The 16987-nt window shown below is 61.8% G+C and carries 18 protein-coding genes; 9 read left to right on the top strand and 9 right to left on the bottom strand.

Annotated features, from left to right (window positions below; genetic code table 11):
- Positions 1-12: 12 nt before the first annotated feature.
- The 8 genes from AACV02_RS12290 to AACV02_RS12255 form a co-directional block, all read right to left on the bottom strand.
- Positions 13-1062 carry a branched-chain amino acid ABC transporter permease gene (locus AACV02_RS12290; RefSeq protein WP_119739861.1) on the bottom strand — a complete coding sequence of 350 codons (1050 nt, stop codon included), beginning with the start codon at positions 1060-1062 and terminating at the stop codon, positions 13-15.
- Positions 1063-1066: 4 nt separating this feature from the next.
- Entirely contained in the window at positions 1067-1948 is an 882-nt protein-coding gene (locus AACV02_RS12285) for a branched-chain amino acid ABC transporter permease (protein ID WP_119739858.1), read from the bottom strand.
- Complete coding sequence (locus AACV02_RS12280; RefSeq protein ID WP_119739856.1) at positions 1948-2718, bottom strand: ABC transporter ATP-binding protein; 771 nt, start codon at positions 2716-2718, stop codon at positions 1948-1950. The genes AACV02_RS12285 and AACV02_RS12280 overlap by 1 nt, the downstream gene beginning before the upstream one ends.
- Positions 2715-3617, bottom strand: coding sequence for an AMP-binding protein (locus tag AACV02_RS12275; RefSeq protein ID WP_119739854.1), 903 nt, complete (start codon positions 3615-3617; stop codon positions 2715-2717). The genes AACV02_RS12280 and AACV02_RS12275 overlap by 4 nt, the downstream gene beginning before the upstream one ends.
- A 133-nt stretch (positions 3618-3750) precedes the next feature.
- Positions 3751-5166 (bottom strand): LLM class flavin-dependent oxidoreductase, encoded by a 1416-nt coding sequence (locus AACV02_RS12270; protein ID WP_119739852.1) that lies wholly within the window; start codon positions 5164-5166, stop codon positions 3751-3753.
- On the bottom strand, positions 5166-5492 hold the full coding sequence (locus tag AACV02_RS12265) for an acyl-CoA dehydrogenase (protein WP_106578785.1): 327 nt from the start codon (positions 5490-5492) through the stop codon (positions 5166-5168). Before AACV02_RS12265 ends, AACV02_RS12270 begins: the two co-directional genes overlap by 1 nt.
- A 12-nt stretch (positions 5493-5504) precedes the next feature.
- Positions 5505-6701, bottom strand: a complete 1197-nt coding sequence (locus tag AACV02_RS12260) for an SfnB family sulfur acquisition oxidoreductase (RefSeq protein ID WP_119739850.1) — start codon at positions 6699-6701, stop codon at positions 5505-5507.
- Between the two features lie 154 nt (positions 6702-6855).
- On the bottom strand, positions 6856-7419 hold the full coding sequence (locus AACV02_RS12255) for a helix-turn-helix domain-containing protein (protein ID WP_106578787.1): 564 nt from the start codon (positions 7417-7419) through the stop codon (positions 6856-6858).
- Between the two features lie 92 nt (positions 7420-7511).
- Between AACV02_RS12255 and AACV02_RS12250 the strand changes: the two genes are divergently transcribed.
- The 7 genes from AACV02_RS12250 to AACV02_RS12220 all read left to right on the top strand — a co-directional run bounded on the left by AACV02_RS12250 (position 7512) and on the right by AACV02_RS12220 (position 14695).
- Positions 7512-8441, top strand: a complete 930-nt coding sequence (locus AACV02_RS12250; protein ID WP_119739848.1) for a DMT family transporter — start codon at positions 7512-7514, stop codon at positions 8439-8441.
- Between the two features lie 211 nt (positions 8442-8652).
- Positions 8653-11577, top strand: a complete 2925-nt coding sequence (locus AACV02_RS12245; protein WP_106578789.1) for a monovalent cation/H+ antiporter subunit A — start codon at positions 8653-8655, stop codon at positions 11575-11577.
- Positions 11577-11921: a Na+/H+ antiporter subunit C gene (locus tag AACV02_RS12240; protein ID WP_007986256.1), complete on the top strand. Its 345-nt coding sequence runs from the start codon at positions 11577-11579 to the stop codon at positions 11919-11921. Before AACV02_RS12245 ends, AACV02_RS12240 begins: the two co-directional genes overlap by 1 nt.
- Positions 11918-13600: a monovalent cation/H+ antiporter subunit D gene (locus tag AACV02_RS12235; protein WP_106578790.1), complete on the top strand. Its 1683-nt coding sequence runs from the start codon at positions 11918-11920 to the stop codon at positions 13598-13600. Before AACV02_RS12240 ends, AACV02_RS12235 begins: the two co-directional genes overlap by 4 nt.
- On the top strand, positions 13597-14085 hold the full coding sequence (locus AACV02_RS12230) for a Na+/H+ antiporter subunit E (RefSeq protein WP_106578791.1): 489 nt from the start codon (positions 13597-13599) through the stop codon (positions 14083-14085). Before AACV02_RS12235 ends, AACV02_RS12230 begins: the two co-directional genes overlap by 4 nt.
- Complete coding sequence (locus AACV02_RS12225; protein ID WP_106578792.1) at positions 14082-14360, top strand: K+/H+ antiporter subunit F; 279 nt, start codon at positions 14082-14084, stop codon at positions 14358-14360. Before AACV02_RS12230 ends, AACV02_RS12225 begins: the two co-directional genes overlap by 4 nt.
- Positions 14357-14695, top strand: coding sequence for a Na+/H+ antiporter subunit G (locus tag AACV02_RS12220; protein ID WP_106578793.1), 339 nt, complete (start codon positions 14357-14359; stop codon positions 14693-14695). Before AACV02_RS12225 ends, AACV02_RS12220 begins: the two co-directional genes overlap by 4 nt.
- 125 nt (positions 14696-14820) lie before the next feature.
- On the opposite strand, the gene AACV02_RS12215 is transcribed toward AACV02_RS12220, so the two are convergent.
- Positions 14821-15279: an HIT family protein gene (locus tag AACV02_RS12215; RefSeq protein ID WP_119739845.1), complete on the bottom strand. Its 459-nt coding sequence runs from the start codon at positions 15277-15279 to the stop codon at positions 14821-14823.
- 178 nt (positions 15280-15457) lie between these two features.
- Here AACV02_RS12215 and AACV02_RS12210 point away from each other — a divergent pair, with 178 nt between their 5' ends.
- Positions 15458-16000 carry a dihydrofolate reductase family protein gene (locus tag AACV02_RS12210; protein WP_119739843.1) on the top strand — a complete coding sequence of 181 codons (543 nt, stop codon included), beginning with the start codon at positions 15458-15460 and terminating at the stop codon, positions 15998-16000.
- Positions 16001-16026: 26 nt separating this feature from the next.
- Positions 16027-16713: a Type 1 glutamine amidotransferase-like domain-containing protein gene (locus AACV02_RS12205; protein ID WP_119739841.1), complete on the top strand. Its 687-nt coding sequence runs from the start codon at positions 16027-16029 to the stop codon at positions 16711-16713.
- Positions 16714-16987: the final 274 nt, after the last annotated feature.

Raw genomic sequence — 16987 nt, 5'->3', positions numbered from 1 at the left:
CTTGAGGGAATGTTAGAAGCGCAGCGGCCACTGCCGCAGACGGTCACGCAGGTTGTGCAACAGACGAATCAACCCCTCGGGTTCCTTGATCAGGAACACGATGATCAACACGCCAAAGATGATCTTCTGCAGGTTCTGCAATTGCCCCGCATCCACCGAGCCGCCGAACAAGGCCTGCCCGGCATGGCTGAGGAAAATCGGCAGCAGGCTGATAAACGCCGCGCCGACGAAGTTGCCGGCAATGCTGCCCATGCCGCCGATAATGATGATGAACAGGATCTGGAACGAGCGGTTGATATCAAAGCTGCTGGCGCTGGCCGTGCCCAGGTAAGCGAACGCCCACAGCGCACCGGCAATGCCCAGGTAGAACGAACTGACGGCGAACGCCAGGCGCTTGTAGCGCACCACCGGGATACCGACCACGGCGGCGGCGGTGTCCATGTCGCGGATCGCCATCCAGTTGCGGCCGACCTGGCTGCGCACCAGGTTGACGGCGGTCCAGGTCAGCAGCAACACCGTGACCAGCGTCAGCAGGTAACGACCCAGCGGCGTGTTCAGGTCATGGCCGAACAGCGCCAGTTTCGGCGCAGAAATGGTGCCGGAGGAGCCGTAGTTGTAGAACCAGGGGAATTTGACGAACAGCCACTCCAGGAAAAACTGCGCGGCCAAGGTGGTGACCATCAGGTAAAAACCCTTGATCCGCGAACTCGGCAGGCCGAACAACAGTCCCACCAACGCGCTGATCACCCCACCGCCGAGCAGCGCCACCGGCAACCCCAGCGCCGGCAGACGCAGCAAAAACCCGTAGGTGGCGAACGCGCCGACAGCCATGAAACCGGCCGCGCCCACCGAGGTTTGCCCGGTGTAGCCGGTCAGCAGGTTCAAGCCCAGTCCGGCCAGCGACAGCACCAGAAACGGGACGAGGATCGCGTTGAGCCAATAGTCATTGCCCCACAGCGGCACGACAACAAAGGCCAACGCCAACAGGCCGATCAGGCCCCAGGGCACGCGTCGCTGGATCAACACCAGCGGTGCGGTTTGTTGAACGACAGGAATCGACATGGGTTCAGACTCGCTCGATGGCGCGCTCGCCGAACAGGCCGGCGGGGCGGATATACAGGAAGGCCAGGGCCAGTACGTAGGCGAACCACGGCGTGATACCGCCGCCGATCAGTGGGCCGATGTACACCTCGGCCAGGTTTTCCGCCGCGCCGACAATCAGCCCGCCGACAATCGCCCCGCCAATCGAGGTGAAGCCGCCGATGATCAATACCGGCAAGGCCTTGAGCACCACCAGCGACAACGAAAACTGCACACCCTGGCGCGCGCCCCACAACAGCCCCGCCACCAGCCCGACCACGCCGGCCACGGCCCAGACGATCTGCCAGATACGGTTGAGGTTGATGCCGATGGACAGCGCCGCCGTGGTGTCATCCGCCACCGCGCGCAACGACACGCCGATGCGGGTCGTGTTGAACAGCAGCGCCAGTACCGTCACCAGCACCACGGCGGCCACGGCGGCGATAAGGTCGAACTGACTGAGCATCAGCGGCCCGACAAACAGCGGCACGTCGTCGATGCCCAAATCCAGCGCGCGCACCTGCGAACCCATCAAGCCCTGGGCCAGGCCTTCGATAATGAACGACAGGCCCAACGTGGCCATGAACAGGGTGATCTGCGAACGGTTCACCAACGGGCGCAACACCAGCCGCTCGATCAGCAAGGCGCCGACGATCATCACGATCACCGTCAGCAACACGGCCAGGGCAAACGGCACGCCCTGGTCATGCAGGCTGACAAAGGTCAGCGCGGCAAACAGCAGCATCGAGCCTTGGGCGAAGTTGAATACGCCGCTGGCCTTGTAGATCAGCACGAAGCCGATGGCGACCAGCGAGTACAGGGTGCCGGCGAGCAAGCCGCCGAGCAGGGTTTCGAAAAAGAACGTCATCAGTGTGCGACTCCCAGGTAGGCGCTGATCACCTCGGGGTTGGCCTGTACCTCGGCGGGCGTGCCGTCGCCGACCTTGCGCCCGTAGTCGAGCACCACCACATGGTCGGACAGGCCCATGACCACGCCCATGTCGTGCTCGATCAACACCACGGTGGTGCCCAGGTCGCGGTTCACGTCGGCGACGAAGCGCGCCATTTCCTGTTTTTCTTCGGCGTTCATCCCGGCCATGGGTTCGTCGAGCAGCAACAGGCTCGGGCCTGCGATTAACGCGCGGCCCAACTCCACGCGCTTTTGCAGGCCGTAGGACAGGTTGCCCACCAGCACGTCGCGTTGGGCTTGCAACTCAAGGAATTCAAGGATGCCCTGGGCACGCAGGCGAAAGGCCTCGGCCTCACGCCGGGCGCGCGGCAAGCCCAAGGCCTGTTCGATAAAGGTGCTGCGCATATGCCGCGACAGGCCGGTGAGGATGTTGTCGAGCACGCTCATCTTTTTGAACAGCGCGTTGTTCTGGAAGGTACGGCCAATGCCTCGACGCGCCGCGCCCAATGGGTCGATGCGATGGAAGTGTTGTTGCTCGAAGACGATCTCGCCGGCGTCAAAGCGGTACACACCGTTAAGCACATTGAGCAACGAACTCTTGCCGGCGCCATTTGGCCCGATCAGCGCGCAAATCTCGCCGCGCTGCACGTCAAACGACAAGGCATTGATCGCCTTGACGCCCTTGAATGACAACGAAATGTCGCGCACCTGGAGAATGGCCTGGCTCATGCGATGTCCCGTTTGAATTCGGCCAGCCATGTCGGCTCGGCCTTGGATTTGAGCGGTTGCCAGATGTAGGACAGACGCTGAAAGCCCAGCAGCCTGCGCACTCGGTTTTTCAGCAACCGGCGCAGGCCACTTTGCGGGTGGGCGATGGCCCAGTCGCACAGGCGTCGGCGCCAGGTACCGTAGGGGGCCAGGCGGCTTTCGATGTCGTCGGCCAGGTGGTGCAAACGCTCAGGTGATAACAGCAGGCCGGTCGGCGCGACTTCACTGCGATCGCGGCAGGCCGAGGCGAGGTTTTCCGGAAACGCCAGGCCATGGCCGCTGTTGAGCCACTGCTCCAGCACCACGGCCAACCCGCCCTGCCAGTGAGTGCCCTCCTCGCTCCACAACGCGCTTTCGCCGGTGGGTTGCCACCAGCGCTGCAAGTGCTGCGCCGGGTCCAGCGGGCCGAGCAACTGGGCAAAATCCAGTCGGTTGGCAGACGCCCAGTGCCGCACTTGCCGGCGGTCCTGCACATACGAATGGGTCGGGCGAATACGCCACAGCTGTTGGTACAGGACTTCGGGCTCGAGGTCATCGGCCAGGGTCACCACCTGCCCGCCGACCGATTGCGCAGCCAACGCCAACAACAGCAGGTTCGGCTCGAACGCGCCGCTGAGCGCCAGCCGCGACTGCTCGCCAAAGCCTTGCTGACGCAACCCGTCGGCCAGGCGCTCGACGTCGCGCAAGGCGTCAATCCACCGCCAGGCATACCACTGGCCCTGGCGCTTGTGGCGCAGGGCCGTCTGCAATGGCGTGATTTGCGCCCAGTGGTGCAGGTGTTCCAAAGGCTCGCACAGGTTGCCGAGCAGTTCGGCGGGCCATTCCAGGGCCAGCGGACGTTTGAGTTCGTGCACGCTCATAGGGGTGATGCTCCTATTAAAGGGGTGTGCGTGCGGTGGTCCGCTGGCTGGGATTGATCAGACAATCGAGGTCACATGTGGGAGCGGGCTTGCTCGCGAAAAGCGCTGGTTCAGTCAACATGTATGTTGAATGTCAGTCCGCATTCGCGAGCAAGCCCGCTCCCACCTTGGTTTTGTATGAGCCCGATAAGTCGCGGTAAGCGGCGCCCGGATGATTCGCCCCCAGCCGCGCGCCATCGCCGAACAGCTTCTCGCGCAAGGTGCCTTGGGCGTATTCGGTCTTGTACACGCCGCGCTTTTGCAGCTCCGGCACCAACAGGTCCACAGCGTCGATAAAGGTTTCGTGGGTCAGCGCATAGGCCAGATTGAAACCGTCCACGTCAGTCTCCTCGACCCATTCCTGCAGCAGGTCGGCCACGGTTTCAGGGCCACCGACAAACAACGGGCCAAAGCCGCCGATGCCCACCCAGTCGGCCAGTTCGTTGGGCGTCCAGACCTTGTTCGGGTCCGCGGTGGAGAAGGCCTCCACCGCCGACTGGATAGCGTTGGTGTGCACGTGCTTGAGCGGTTCATCGGGTTTGAACTGGCTGAAGTCGATACCGGTCCAGCCAGAAATCAATGCCATTGCGCCTTCGTAGCTGACGTAGGATTTGTACTCGTCAAACTTGGCCTTGGCCTTGGCGTCGGTCTCGCCGACGATCACCGTCTGCAAGTTGAAAATCAGGATTTTCTTCGGGTCGCGCCCGGCTTCTGCGGCGCGCCGGCGGATATCGGCCACGGTCTTTTTCAGCAACACCTTGGACGGCGCCGCGACAAACACACACTCGGCCTGCTCGGCGGCGAACTGCTTGCCACGGCTGGACGCACCGGCCTGGTACAGCACCGGCGTGCGCTGCGGCGACGGCTCGCACAGATGAATACCGGGCACCTGGAAGTGTTTGCCGACGTGGCGGATTTCGTGGATTTTGCTCGGGTCGCTGAAAATCCGGCGCTCGCGATCACGCAGGACCGCGCCCTCTTCCCAGCTGCCTTCCCAGAGCTTGTAGCAAACCTCCAGGTATTCCTCGGCGTAGTCATAGCGCGCGTCGTGTTCGGTCTGGGCTTTCTGGCCGAGGTTCTTGGCGCCGCTTTCCAGGTACGAGGTGACGATGTTCCAGCCCACGCGGCCCTTGGTCAGGTGATCGAGGGTGGAAAGCCTTCGGGCAAACGGGTACGGGTGCTCGAACGACAACGAGGCAGTCAGGCCGAAACCCAGATGCTCGGTGACCAGTGCCATCGGCGCGATCAACGACAGCGGGTCATTGACGGGCACCTGCGCCGCCTGGCGAATCGCCGCATCACCGTTGCCGTTGTACACGTCGTAAATACCCAGCACGTCGGCGATAAACAGCCCGTCGAATTTGCCGCGCTCGAGGATTTTGGCCAGGTCGGTCCAGTATTCCAGGTCTTTGTACTGCCACGAACGGTCACGCGGGTGCGCCCACAGACCGGGCGACTGGTGGCCGACGCAGTTCATGTCGAAGGCATTCAAGCGGATTTCACGGGACATCAAAGCGCTCCGTTGAGGTGATAGTTGCCGACAATCTGGTATTTCGTGCGCAACGGATCATCAAGGCTGGGCGGCAGCGCGGTGCGCTGGCCGGTGAGTTCGAACTCGGCATTGCTGGCAAAAATCAGCGCTTCGGCGGCGGCGATCTGCGCTTCGGTGAGGGCCACCGGGCTTGGGTCGGTGGCGGCGCGCTCAAGCAAGGCGGCCGCCACATCGACGCGGATCTGCCAATCGCCGAAGCGGCTGATCACGTAGGGGTCATCGCTTCGCTCAACCGTACGGCGGGTGCTTTCCAGCAATTGGCGCGCGTAATTCAGTGCGGTCATGGGTCAGGTTCCTCAGTTCCAGGCTTGGCGGGCGGGCTTCACGCCGTTGAGCACGAAGTTGCCGATCAGGTGATATTTCCAGCGGGCCGGGTCGTGCAGGGTATGGGTGCGCGCATTGCGCCAGAAGCGGTCGAGGTTGTGCCTGGCGGTCACCGAACGAGTGCCGGCGAGTTCGAAGAGTTTGCTGCTGGCGAGCAAGGCGGTTTCGGCCGACAGCACTTTGGCCTGGGCGACGACCAGCGAGGCGTGGGCCACGGTGTCTACGTTCGGCTCGGCCAGGGCCAGGTCGACCGCTTTGCCGGCTTTGGCAAGAATGGCCTCGGTGCCGTGCACGCGCCATTGCAGGTCACCGATGGCGGCGATGGTGAAGGGGTCTTGCCAACCATGCTCTTGTTGGCTGTCAATCCAGGGGCGTGCCTGGCGGGCGTGGATTTTGGCGTGCTCAAGCGCGCCAAGCGCGATGCCGGTGTCGACGGCGGCCTGGATGATCTGCGAGATCGGGCCATTGGCGGTGGGTTGGTCAAAGGCCAGGTGAGCCGGGATCACTGCGGTGCGCGGCACGGTCACACCGTCGAGTGTCACCGCGCCGCTGGCGGTGGTGCGCTGGCCAAAGCCGTCCCAGGTGTCAATGACCGTGAGGCCCGGCGCATCGCGCTCAACGAACGCGATAAAGGCCTGGCCGTTTTCATTGTTGCCGACGGTGGGCACGATATGCGCGAACAGCGCGCCGGTGCAGTAGAACTTCTCGCCGTTGATGTGTGCGGTGTCGTGCTCAAAACGAATCTGGGTATCAAACGTGCCGGCGTTTTTGCTTTTGGCTTCGGAGAAGGCATTGCCGAACCGATAGCCCGCCAGGACCTTGCCGAAGTAGTGGCGCTTTTGTTCCTCTGTGGCGGTTTGCAGCAGAATGTCCACCACGCCCAAATGGTTCTGCGGGATTTGCCCCAGCGATGGGTCGGCGGCGGAGATCAACTTGATCACCTCGGCCACCGTCACATAGGACACCTCGGCGCCGCCATAGGCTTTAGGAATGGTGATGCCCCACAAACCGCTGGCAGAAAACTCGTCAAGTTCGGCCACAGGCAAGCGCCGCTCGCGGTCGCGTGCGCTGGCGTCGACGGCAAAGCGTGCGGCCAGGCGCGTGGCGACCTCGATGGCTTCGGCGTCCGAGCGGATGATATGGGCAGGTTGTTGAGGGTGGGCTGACATGGCCGACTCCAGGCTCCGGTGAGATGACCTGGGTGATTGCAGGAGTCGTGCCTGAATGTAATCGCCAACAAAATCAGGGTGTTACGGCTAAAATCTTGAAAGGCCTGCGTGTGCAGGCGAGCAAAGTGTCCATCCACTGTTGCCTGGCAGACAGTTAGATCACCACGTTGCGCACAAAGCGCACCGCCACCTCACCATCATTGCGATAGCCGTGGGCTTGGCGGCTGGCGAACATGAAGAACTCACCGGTGGCCACGTGTTTTTCTTCGTCATCGAGGATCAGGGTCAGGCGGCCTTCGAACACAAACAGCTGCACGCTCCAGCCTTCCGGGTCGGGTTCCGGACTGTAACGGTCGCCCGGTTCCAGGCGCATCTCCCACAACTCCACTTCGCGCCGGGCAGTGGCCTTGGCCAGCAATACGGCTTTACTGCCGGGAATGTCGCCGGCCCACGCCAGCTCGTTGATGCGGCTGTGATCGCCGGCATCCGGCGCCTGGATCAAGTCGCTGAAGGCCACATCCAGGGCTTCGGCGACGCGGTCCAGGGTGGACAGGCTGACATTCTTCTCGCCCGCCTCGATGGCCACCAGCATGCGCCGGCTGACGCCGGACTTTTCCGATAGCGCGGTCTGGCTCATGTCGGCAGCATGCCGCAGACGACGGACGTTCTGGCTGACGTGTTGCAGGACCGACGCCCGATGTGGATTTTCTTTGTGCACTATATTGCTCAATAGGTAGGTGTGCGCAGTATACTGCCCAGCGTGCGGCGCATTGTGCGGTCCGTGCCTTTCCCTTGCAAGACCGAGCCGCCATGACCGCCCCGAACCCCTCCTCACGCTTCAACCGTTTCAGCAAAGCCGAATGCATTCTCGTGGTGATCACCATGATCTGGGGCGGCACCTTTTTGCTCGTGCAACATGCGATGACGGTCAGCGGACCGATGTTTTTCGTGGGTCTGCGGTTTGCCGCAGCGGCCATCGTGGTGGGGTTCTTTTCGTTGCGCACCCTGCGCGGCCTGACCTTGTTCGAGTTGAAAGCCGGCGCGTTCATCGGTACTTCGATCATGTTCGGCTACGGCATGCAGACCATTGGGCTGCAGACTATTCCGAGCAGTCAGTCGGCGTTCATCACGGCGCTGTATGTGCCGTTCGTGCCGCTGCTGCAGTGGTTGGTGCTGGGTCGCCGCCCAGGGCTGATGCCGGCCATTGGCATCATGCTGGCGTTTACCGGCTTGATGTTGCTCACCGGCCCGGCAGGCGCGTCGCTGAACTTCAGCCCCGGAGAAATCGCCACGCTGATCTGTGCAGTGGCGGTGGCCGCCGAAATTATTCTGATCAGCGCGTTTGCCGGGCAGGTGGATGTACGCCGGGTGACCGTGGTGCAACTGGCCACGGCGTCGTTATTGTCGTTTCTGATGGTGGTACCGATGGGGGAACCCTTGCCAGGGTTTTCCTGGTTGCTGGTATTCAGTGCCGTAGGCCTTGGCTTGACCAGCGCGGTGATCCAGGTCGCGATGAACTGGGCGCAGCAGAGTGTCTCGCCGACACGCGCCACCTTGATCTACGCCGGTGAACCGGTGTGGGCCGGCGTGATCGGGCGGATGGCCGGTGAGCGCTTCCCGCCGATCGCGATGGTGGGGGCGGCGCTGATTGTGGCGGCAGTGATTGTGAGTGAGCTGAAGACTAAAGGGCAGAAGGCCATCGACCTGCAGGATGAAAGGGAACAGGAACAGCAGGGCTAGGGTCTGATCGCTTGCACTGGCTGTCAGATCGCCATCGCGTGCGAGCCCGGCGCCCACAGGGGGCCGTGGTGACGGCTGCAACGGAGCCAGCCGAAACAATGCTAAACGGGGGTTTTCAGCCTACCTTGTAGGATCCTGCCACATCTTGGCGTTTGGTGATCGAGAAAGCGGCACGTATGATGCATCCCAAACTCCCGCAGATTAGAAGCCTATGTCCCTGATAGTTCTACTGCTTCTGCCTTTTATTGGCAGCTGTCTGGCGGCCTTGCTGCCGCACAATGCACGTAACACCGAATCCCTGCTGGCTGGCCTCGTGGCCCTGGTCGGCACCATTCAAGTCGCCCTGCTCTACCCTCAGATCGCCCACGGTGGCGTGATCCGCGAAGAATTCATGTGGTTGCCCAGCCTTGGGTTGAACTTCGTGCTGCGCATGGATGGGTTCGCCTGGCTGTTCTCGATGCTGGTGCTGGGCATCGGCTCGCTGGTGTCGCTGTATGCGCGCTACTACATGTCGCCGGACGACCCGGTGCCGCGTTTCTTCGCGTTTTTCCTGGCCTTCATGGGCGCCATGCTCGGGCTGGTGATTTCCGGCAACCTGATCCAGATCGTGTTCTTCTGGGAACTGACCAGCCTGTTCTCGTTCCTGCTGATCGGCTATTGGCACCACCGCGCCGATGCCAGGCGCGGTGCCTATATGGCGCTGATGGTCACCGGCGCGGGCGGCCTGTGCCTGTTGGCCGGCGTGATGCTGCTGGGGCATATCGTCGGCAGCTATGACCTGGACCAGGTGCTGGCGGCGGGCGATCAGATTCGCGCGCACTCGCTGTACCCGGTCATGCTCGCCTTGGTGCTGATCGGCGCCCTGAGCAAAAGTGCACAGTTCCCTTTCCACTTCTGGCTGCCCCACGCGATGGCGGCACCGACGCCGGTTTCGGCCTACCTGCACTCGGCGACGATGGTGAAGGCCGGCGTGTTCCTGCTGGCCCGCCTGTGGCCGTCGCTGTCCGGCAGCGAAGAATGGTTCTGGATCGTCGGCGGTGCCGGCGCCATCACCCTCCTCCTCGGCGCTTACTGCGCCATGTTTCAAAACGATCTCAAGGGCCTGCTGGCCTACTCCACCATCAGCCACCTCGGGCTGATCACCCTGCTGCTGGGCCTCAACAGCCCGCTGGCCGCCGTCGCTGCGGTGTTCCATATCCTCAACCACGCCACGTTCAAGGCCTCGCTGTTCATGGCCGCGGGCATCATTGACCACGAAAGCGGCACCCGCGATATTCGCAAGCTCAGCGGTCTGGTGCGCCTGATCCCGTTTACCGCGACCCTGGCGATGGTAGCCAGCGCGTCGATGGCCGGGGTGCCGTTGCTCAATGGCTTCCTGTCCAAAGAGATGTTCTTCGCTGAAACGGTATTTATCTCGGCGACCGCCTGGGTGGAAATTGCCCTGCCGATGATTGCAACCATAGCCGGCACCTTCAGCGTCGCCTATGCGCTGCGCTTTACCGTCGATGTGTTCTTCGGCCCGCCCGCAACCGACCTGCCGCACACGCCCCACGAACCGCCGCGCTGGATGCGCGCGCCGGTAGAACTGCTGGTGTTCACCTGTCTGCTGGTGGGCATCTTCCCGGCCCAGGTGGTCGGCTCGATCCTCGCCGCTGCCGCACTGCCGGTGGTCGGTGGCGTACTGCCCGAGTACAGCCTGGCGATCTGGCACGGCTGGAACGCGCCGATGATCATGAGCCTGGTGGCGATGTCCGGCGGCGTGGTGCTCTACCTGCTGCTGCGCAAACAGCTCAAGCGGGGCCGCTTCAAGTACCCGCCGGTCATCAGCTACTTCAACGGCAAGCGCATGTTCGAACGCAGCCTGGTGGTGATGATGCGCGGTGTCCGCCGGATCGAAAAACGCATCAGCACCAAACGCCTGCAGACCCAGCTGTTCCTGCTGGTGATGGCAGCGGTGATTGCAGGTTTGATCCCGATGCTCAACAGCGGCCTCAGTTGGGGCGACCGGCCGAAAATCCCGGGCTCCATTGTGTTTGTGACCCTGTGGCTGCTGGCGATTGCCTGCGCCCTCGGCGCCGCCTGGCAAGCCAAGTATCACCGGCTGGCGGCCCTGACCATGGTCAGCGTGTGCGGCTTGATGACCTGCATCACCTTCGTGTGGTTCTCGGCGCCGGACCTGGCGTTGACGCAATTGGTCGTCGAAGTGGTGACCACCGTGCTTATCCTGCTGGGCCTGCGCTGGCTGCCACGGCGGATTGAAGAAGTGTCGCCACTGCCCAGCTCGCTGCGCAAGGCGCGCATTCGCCGCCTGCGTGACTTCCTGCTGTCCACCGTGGTGGGCGGCGGCATGGCGCTGCTGTCTTATGCGATGCTGACCCGCCAGACCCCCAACGACATCTCCTCGTTCTACCTCAGCCGCGCTCTGCCCGAAGGCGGCGGCAGCAACGTCGTGAACGTGATGCTGGTCGACTTCCGTGGCTTCGACACCCTCGGCGAAATTACCGTACTCGGCGCCGTGGCGCTGACGGTGTATGCCCTGCTGCGGCGCTTCCGCCCGTCCAAAGAAAGCATGCAACTGCCCGCGCAACAGCGCCAGTTGGCGCCGGACGTGGCCACCGACCTGGTCAACCCGCGCCAGGCCAGCGACACTGCGCTGGGCTTCATGATGGTGCCGGCGGTGCTGGTGCGCCTGCTGCTGCCAATTGCGCTGGTGGTGTCGTTCTACCTGTTCATGCGCGGTCATAACCAGCCGGGCGGCGGCTTTGTCGCAGGCCTGGTGATGTCGGTAGCGTTCATCCTGCAATACATGGTCGCCGGTACGCAGTGGGTTGAGGCGCAGATGAGCCTGCGGCCAATGCGCTGGATGGGTTTTGGCCTGCTTTCGGCCACCCTGACCGGGCTCGGCGCACTGTTTGCCGGTTACCCGTTCCTCACCACCCATACCTGGCATTTCAGCGTGCCCGTGCTCGGCGATATCCATATCGCCAGCGCGCTGTTCTTCGACGTCGGCGTGTACGCCATGGTCGTCGGTTCCACGCTGCTGATGCTCACCGCCCTCGGCCACCAGTCCGTGCGGGCCCACAAACCGAGCAACCAGGCGAAAAAAGTGGTTGCCGCAACGCAAGGAGCCGCCTGATGGAAGAAGTCATCGCAATTGCCATTGGGGTCCTGGCGGCCTCCGGCGTCTGGCTGATCCTGCGGCCACGGACGTTCCAGGTGGTGATGGGCCTGTGCCTGCTGTCGTACGGGGTCAACCTGTTCATTTTCAGCATGGGCAGCCTGTTTATCGGCAAGGAGCCGATCATCAAGGACGGCGTGCCGCAAGACTTGCTCCACTACACCGATCCCCTGCCCCAGGCGCTGGTACTGACGGCCATCGTGATCAGCTTCGCCATGACCGCGCTGTTCCTGGTGGTGCTGTTGGCCTCCCGCGGGCTGACCGGCACTGACCATGTAGACGGTCGGGAGCCCAAGGAATGACGTGGATCAATCAACTGATCGTCGCGCCGATCCTGCTGCCGTTGCTGACCGCCGCGCTGATGCTGATGCTCGGCGAAAAACGCCGTCCGCTGAAGGCAAAAATCAACCTGTTCTCCAGCGTCGTCGGCCTGGGCATCGCCGTCCTGCTGCTCTACTGGACACAACAAGGCGGCCCCGGCTCGATCGGCGTGTACCTGCCGGGCAACTGGCAGGTACCGTTCGGCATCGTGCTGGTGGTGGACCAACTGTCGGCGATGATGCTGGTGCTCACCGGGATTATCGGCGTGAGTGCGCTGCTGTTCGCCATGGCCCGTTGGGACCGCGCCGGCACCAGCTTCCACGCGCTGTTCCAGATCCAGATGATGGGCCTGTACGGCGCGTTCCTGACGGCGGACCTGTTCAACCTGTTCGTGTTCTTCGAAGTGCTGCTGGCGGCGTCCTACGGTTTGATGCTGCACGGCTCGGGCCGTGCGCGGGTGTCGTCGGGGCTGCATTACATCGCGATCAACCTGCTGGCCTCGTCGCTGTTCCTGATTGGCGCGGCGATGATCTATGGCGTCACCGGCACGCTGAACTTTGCTGACCTGGCGCTGAAAATCCCCTTGGTGCCAGAGGCCGATCGCGGCCTGTTGCATGCCGGTGCGGCGATTCTGGCAACAGCATTTCTGGCCAAAGCCGGCATGTGGCCGCTGAACTTCTGGCTGGCGCCCGCCTACTCCTCGGCCAGCGCGCCGGTGGCCGCGATGTTTGCGATCATGACCAAGGTGGGCGTGTACACCGTGCTGCGCCTGTGGACGTTGCTGTTTTCGGGGCAAGCCGGTGCTTCGGCACTGTTCGGCGGCGACTGGCTGGTGTACGGCGGCATGGCAACGATCATTTGCGCCGCATTGGCGATGGTCGCGGCACAGCGGCTCGAACGCATGGCCAGCTTGAGCATTTTGGTGTCGGCCGGGATTCTGTTGTCGGCCGTGGGCTTTGCCCAGCCAAGCCTGACGGCCGGGGCGCTGTTCTATCTGGTCAGCTCGACGCTGGCGTTGAGCGCGCTGTTCCTGCTGGCCGAACTGATCGAGCGTTCGCGCTCGGCCAATGACCTGCCGCTGGATGAGGAAATCGATGCGCTGCCCAAGGCCATGGAATCGCTGCATCCACGGCCCGGCGTGAACCTCGATGATGAACAGAAAGCCGTGGTCGGCCAGGTGATTCCATGGACCATGGCCTTCCTCGGCTTGAGCTTTGTCGCCTGCGCATTGCTGATTATCGGCATGCCACCGCTGTCTGGCTTCATCGGCAAGCTCAGCCTGTTGAGCGCGCTGGTTAACCCGCTGGGGCTGGGAAATGCCGTGGATGAACCCATACGCCCCGCCGCCTGGGGCTTGGTGACCTTGCTGATCCTGTCGGGCCTGGCGTCGCTGATCGCCTTCGCCCGCCTGGGCATCCAGCGCTTCTGGACGCCGGAAGAACGCCCCTCGCCGTTGCTGCGCCGCTACGAGTGCCTGCCGATCTTTTTCCTGCTCGGCCTGAGCATTCTCCTGACGTTCAAGGCCGAGCCGTTGATGCGCTACACCCAGGCCACTGCCGAAAGCCTGAACAACCCGGAACACTACGTGATGGCCGTCTTGGCGACGCGCCCGGTGCCAAGCCCTGAAGCCAAGACCGCCGCCCTGGAGGTGCAGCCATGAGCCGTCTGTTCCCTGCCCCCTGGTTATCGCTGGCGTTGTGGCTGTTATGGCTGGTGCTGAACCTGTCCGTCAGCCCCGGCAACCTGCTGCTCGGCGCGTTGCTGGGCTTTCTTGCCCCGCTGCTGATGGCGCCGCTGCGCCCGTTGCCGATCCGCATCCGCCGCCCTGGGGTGATCCTGCGCCTGTTCCTGGTGGTGGGCCGCGACGTGATCATCTCTAATCTGCAAGTGGCCTGGGGTGTGCTGATCTGCGGCTCGCGTGCGCCGCGTTCGCGCTTTATCAAAATCCCGCTGGACCTGCGCGACGCCAACGGCCTGGCCGTGCTGTCGATGATCACCAGCGTCACACCCGGCACGGTCTGGTCGGAACTGGCGCTGGACCGCAGCATTCTGCTGTTGCACGTGTTCGACCTTGAGGATGAAGCGCCCTTTATCGAGCACTTCAAAACCACCTACGAGCGGCCCCTGATGGAGATCTTCGAATGAGCGCCCTGCTCTCCAACGCGATCCTGATCAGCCTGTTCCTGTTCTCGCTGGCCATGGTGCTGACACTGGCGCGCCTGTTCAAAGGCCCATCGGCACAGGACCGGGTTCTGGCACTGGACTATCTGTACATCCTGGCGATGCTGATGATGCTGGTGCTCGGCATCCGTTACGCCAGTGACACCTACTTTGAAGCGGCGCTGCTGATTGCGCTGTTTGGCTTTGTCGGGTCGTTTGCCCTGGCGAAATTCCTGCTGCGTGGCGAGGTGATTGAATGATGCCGTTATGGGTTGAAGCCTGCGTGGCGGTATTGCTGGTGCTGAGCAGCGTATTCGCACTGATCGGCGCGATCGGTCTGCTGCGCATGAAGGACTTTTTCCAGCGCATGCACCCGCCGGCGCTGGCCTCCACGTTGGGTGCGTGGTGTGTGGCGTTGGCGTCGATCATCTACTTTTCGGTGCTCAAGTCCGCGCCGGTGCTGCACGGCTGGTTGATTCCGATTCTGCTGTCGATCACGGTGCCGGTGACCACGCTGCTGCTGGCTCGCACTGCACTGTTCCGCAAGCGCATGGCCGGGGACGATGTGCCCGCCGAGGTCAGCAGCCGCCGCTGATTTCTCAGGCGAACACAGTAAAACATGTGGGAGCGGGCTTGCCCGCGAATGCGCTACATCAGTCACACATGTATTGACTGACACTGCGCATTCGCGAGCAAGCCCGCTCCCACATTGATTTTGCGCTAGGCGAAGGATCGGATTCTGGCCGCCAGCTCTGCCAACTCAGCATCATCCGCCCGCACATGATCGTGGGACGAGATATAGCCCTCATACGCCTCGAAGAACTTATCCACCTTCGAGCTCAACGGCTTGAAGGTACTGTCCGAGCCCGTCCCATGCATGGGAAACAACTTCGCATGCAAATGATCCACCCCATACCCTTCCAGCATCATCCCCGTTCGGGCCACATCGGGAAACGCACGGTCGATCTGAAGCGCGGTTTTCTTGGCTGCAATGGCAAGCCCGGCCAACACCTCATCCGACTGCGCAAACGCATAGCTGCCGTAGTGCTGCTTGGGGATTACCACGCTGAAACCCGGCGTGTTAGGGAAGATCGACAGGAACGCCATGTGGTGTTCGTCTTCCCACAGAAGGTGGGCCGGGGAAGTTTTGCGGACAATGCTGCAGAAAATACACTCCATTTAAATCACCGCCAGTTTCATCATGGGTTTGGTCGTGGCGAACATCTAAAGCCATGATTGGGCGAGCGTCAAAACAAAAGACAATTTTCCGAAAGCTCTTACGAAATTGAGATCAGAAACGCTACGTTTATAGTGAATTGAATACAGCCGCTGCATTTTTCAAGGAGTCTTACCCCTCATGGTCATCAAATGCTCTGTCTTTATCGCCGCCAGCGTCGACGGCTTCATTGCCCGGCCAGACGGTGGCATCGAGTGGCTGCACCGGCCGGAGTACGAAACAACGCCGTTGAACGGCGTCACCTACGAAAGCTTTATCGCCACGATCGATGCGCTGGTGATGGGCCGCAAAACCCTGGAAAAAGTCTTGTCCTTTTCGGAGTGGCCCTATGAGGGCACGCCCGTCATCGCCCTTTCGCATCAGGCGTTGCAGCTACCCGCGCATGTGCAGGGCAAGGTTGAGGTGATGGCGGCGGACGTCACCACCCTCGTGCAACAGTTAGCCAACCGCGGCATGAAACACCTGTATATCGATGGTGGCCAAACCATCCAGGCGTTTCTTGAAGCAGGCCTGATCGATGAACTGATCATTACCCGTATTCCGGTGCTGTTGGGTCAAGGGCTTCCCTTGTTCAGCCAGTTTGGCAGTGAGCGCGAACTGCGCCATGTCGGCACGGATGTGTCGGAGAATGGGTTTGTTCAGAGTCGGTATCAGGTGGCTTAATTTTCTGGGACAGGCTGGAGGTCCAGATGGATAGAAACATCATTGTTATCGGCGGAGAATCCGACGCTGAGCTGACACGCATGACGCCTATCGACAAACACATCGTCGCGTCATCAGGCAAAGCGCGTCCGAATGTTCTTTATATCTCCACAGCCAATGGCGATGACCGAACTAAAATTTCCAACTTCATCGTCAAGTATCAAAGCGCAGGCTGCACCGTCACCACGCTGACGTTTTTCATTGCGCCCTTCCCCAGCACTGACCGAGTTTCATCGCTGATTGAACAGGCCGACATCATTTATGTGGCGGGCGGAAATACGCGAGCCATGCTGGCTACGTGGCGCGAGTTTGGCGTGACCGGGCTTCTGAAAGCGGCATGGGAAAACGGCACCGTGCTCTGTGGTGTCAGTGCCGGGGCCATTTGTTGGTTTGATCATGGGCACTCCGACTCGGGCGGAGCGTTCGCTCTCATCGACGGTCTGGGTCTACTTCCGGGCGCTCTGTGCCCCCATTTCAGCTCAGAGGCAGGAAGGAAAGCATCGTTTGTTGAGCTAGTGTGTCTTCAGGGTATACAGCCTGCCTACGCGGTAGATGATGGCGTTGCTCTGCATTTCAAAAATGACCAATACCACAGACTGATCCCCAGCGAAGCACAGAATTGCGCTTATAAGGTCAGTGCCTCACCGCTGTATGTGACTTCGCTACCGGAGTAATCCAAATGTGGGAGCTGAACTCCCACATTTGGATTGGGGACACCACCGAACCTGCAATGTGCCTGCACCCGCTATCACAGAAACTTCCGACAGCATTTTAGGGTTGTCGCTCGGAAGATGACTGCCTAATCTTCGGGGGTCGCTGCAAATTCAGCGACTGGGTTTCGCAGCCCGGTTAAACTCTAGACGCACAGCGTCCACCTCAAGATAGCGGGCGCTTTTTTATGCCTGATGTTATGGCGGCTGTGCGCGGGATACCTTCGGGTATGCCGGG

The sequence above is a fragment of the Pseudomonas sp. Larv2_ips genome, assembly GCF_963879675.1.
GTDB lineage: Bacteria > Pseudomonadota > Gammaproteobacteria > Pseudomonadales > Pseudomonadaceae > Aquipseudomonas.
This window is presented reverse-complemented; position numbering and strand designations above follow the sequence as displayed.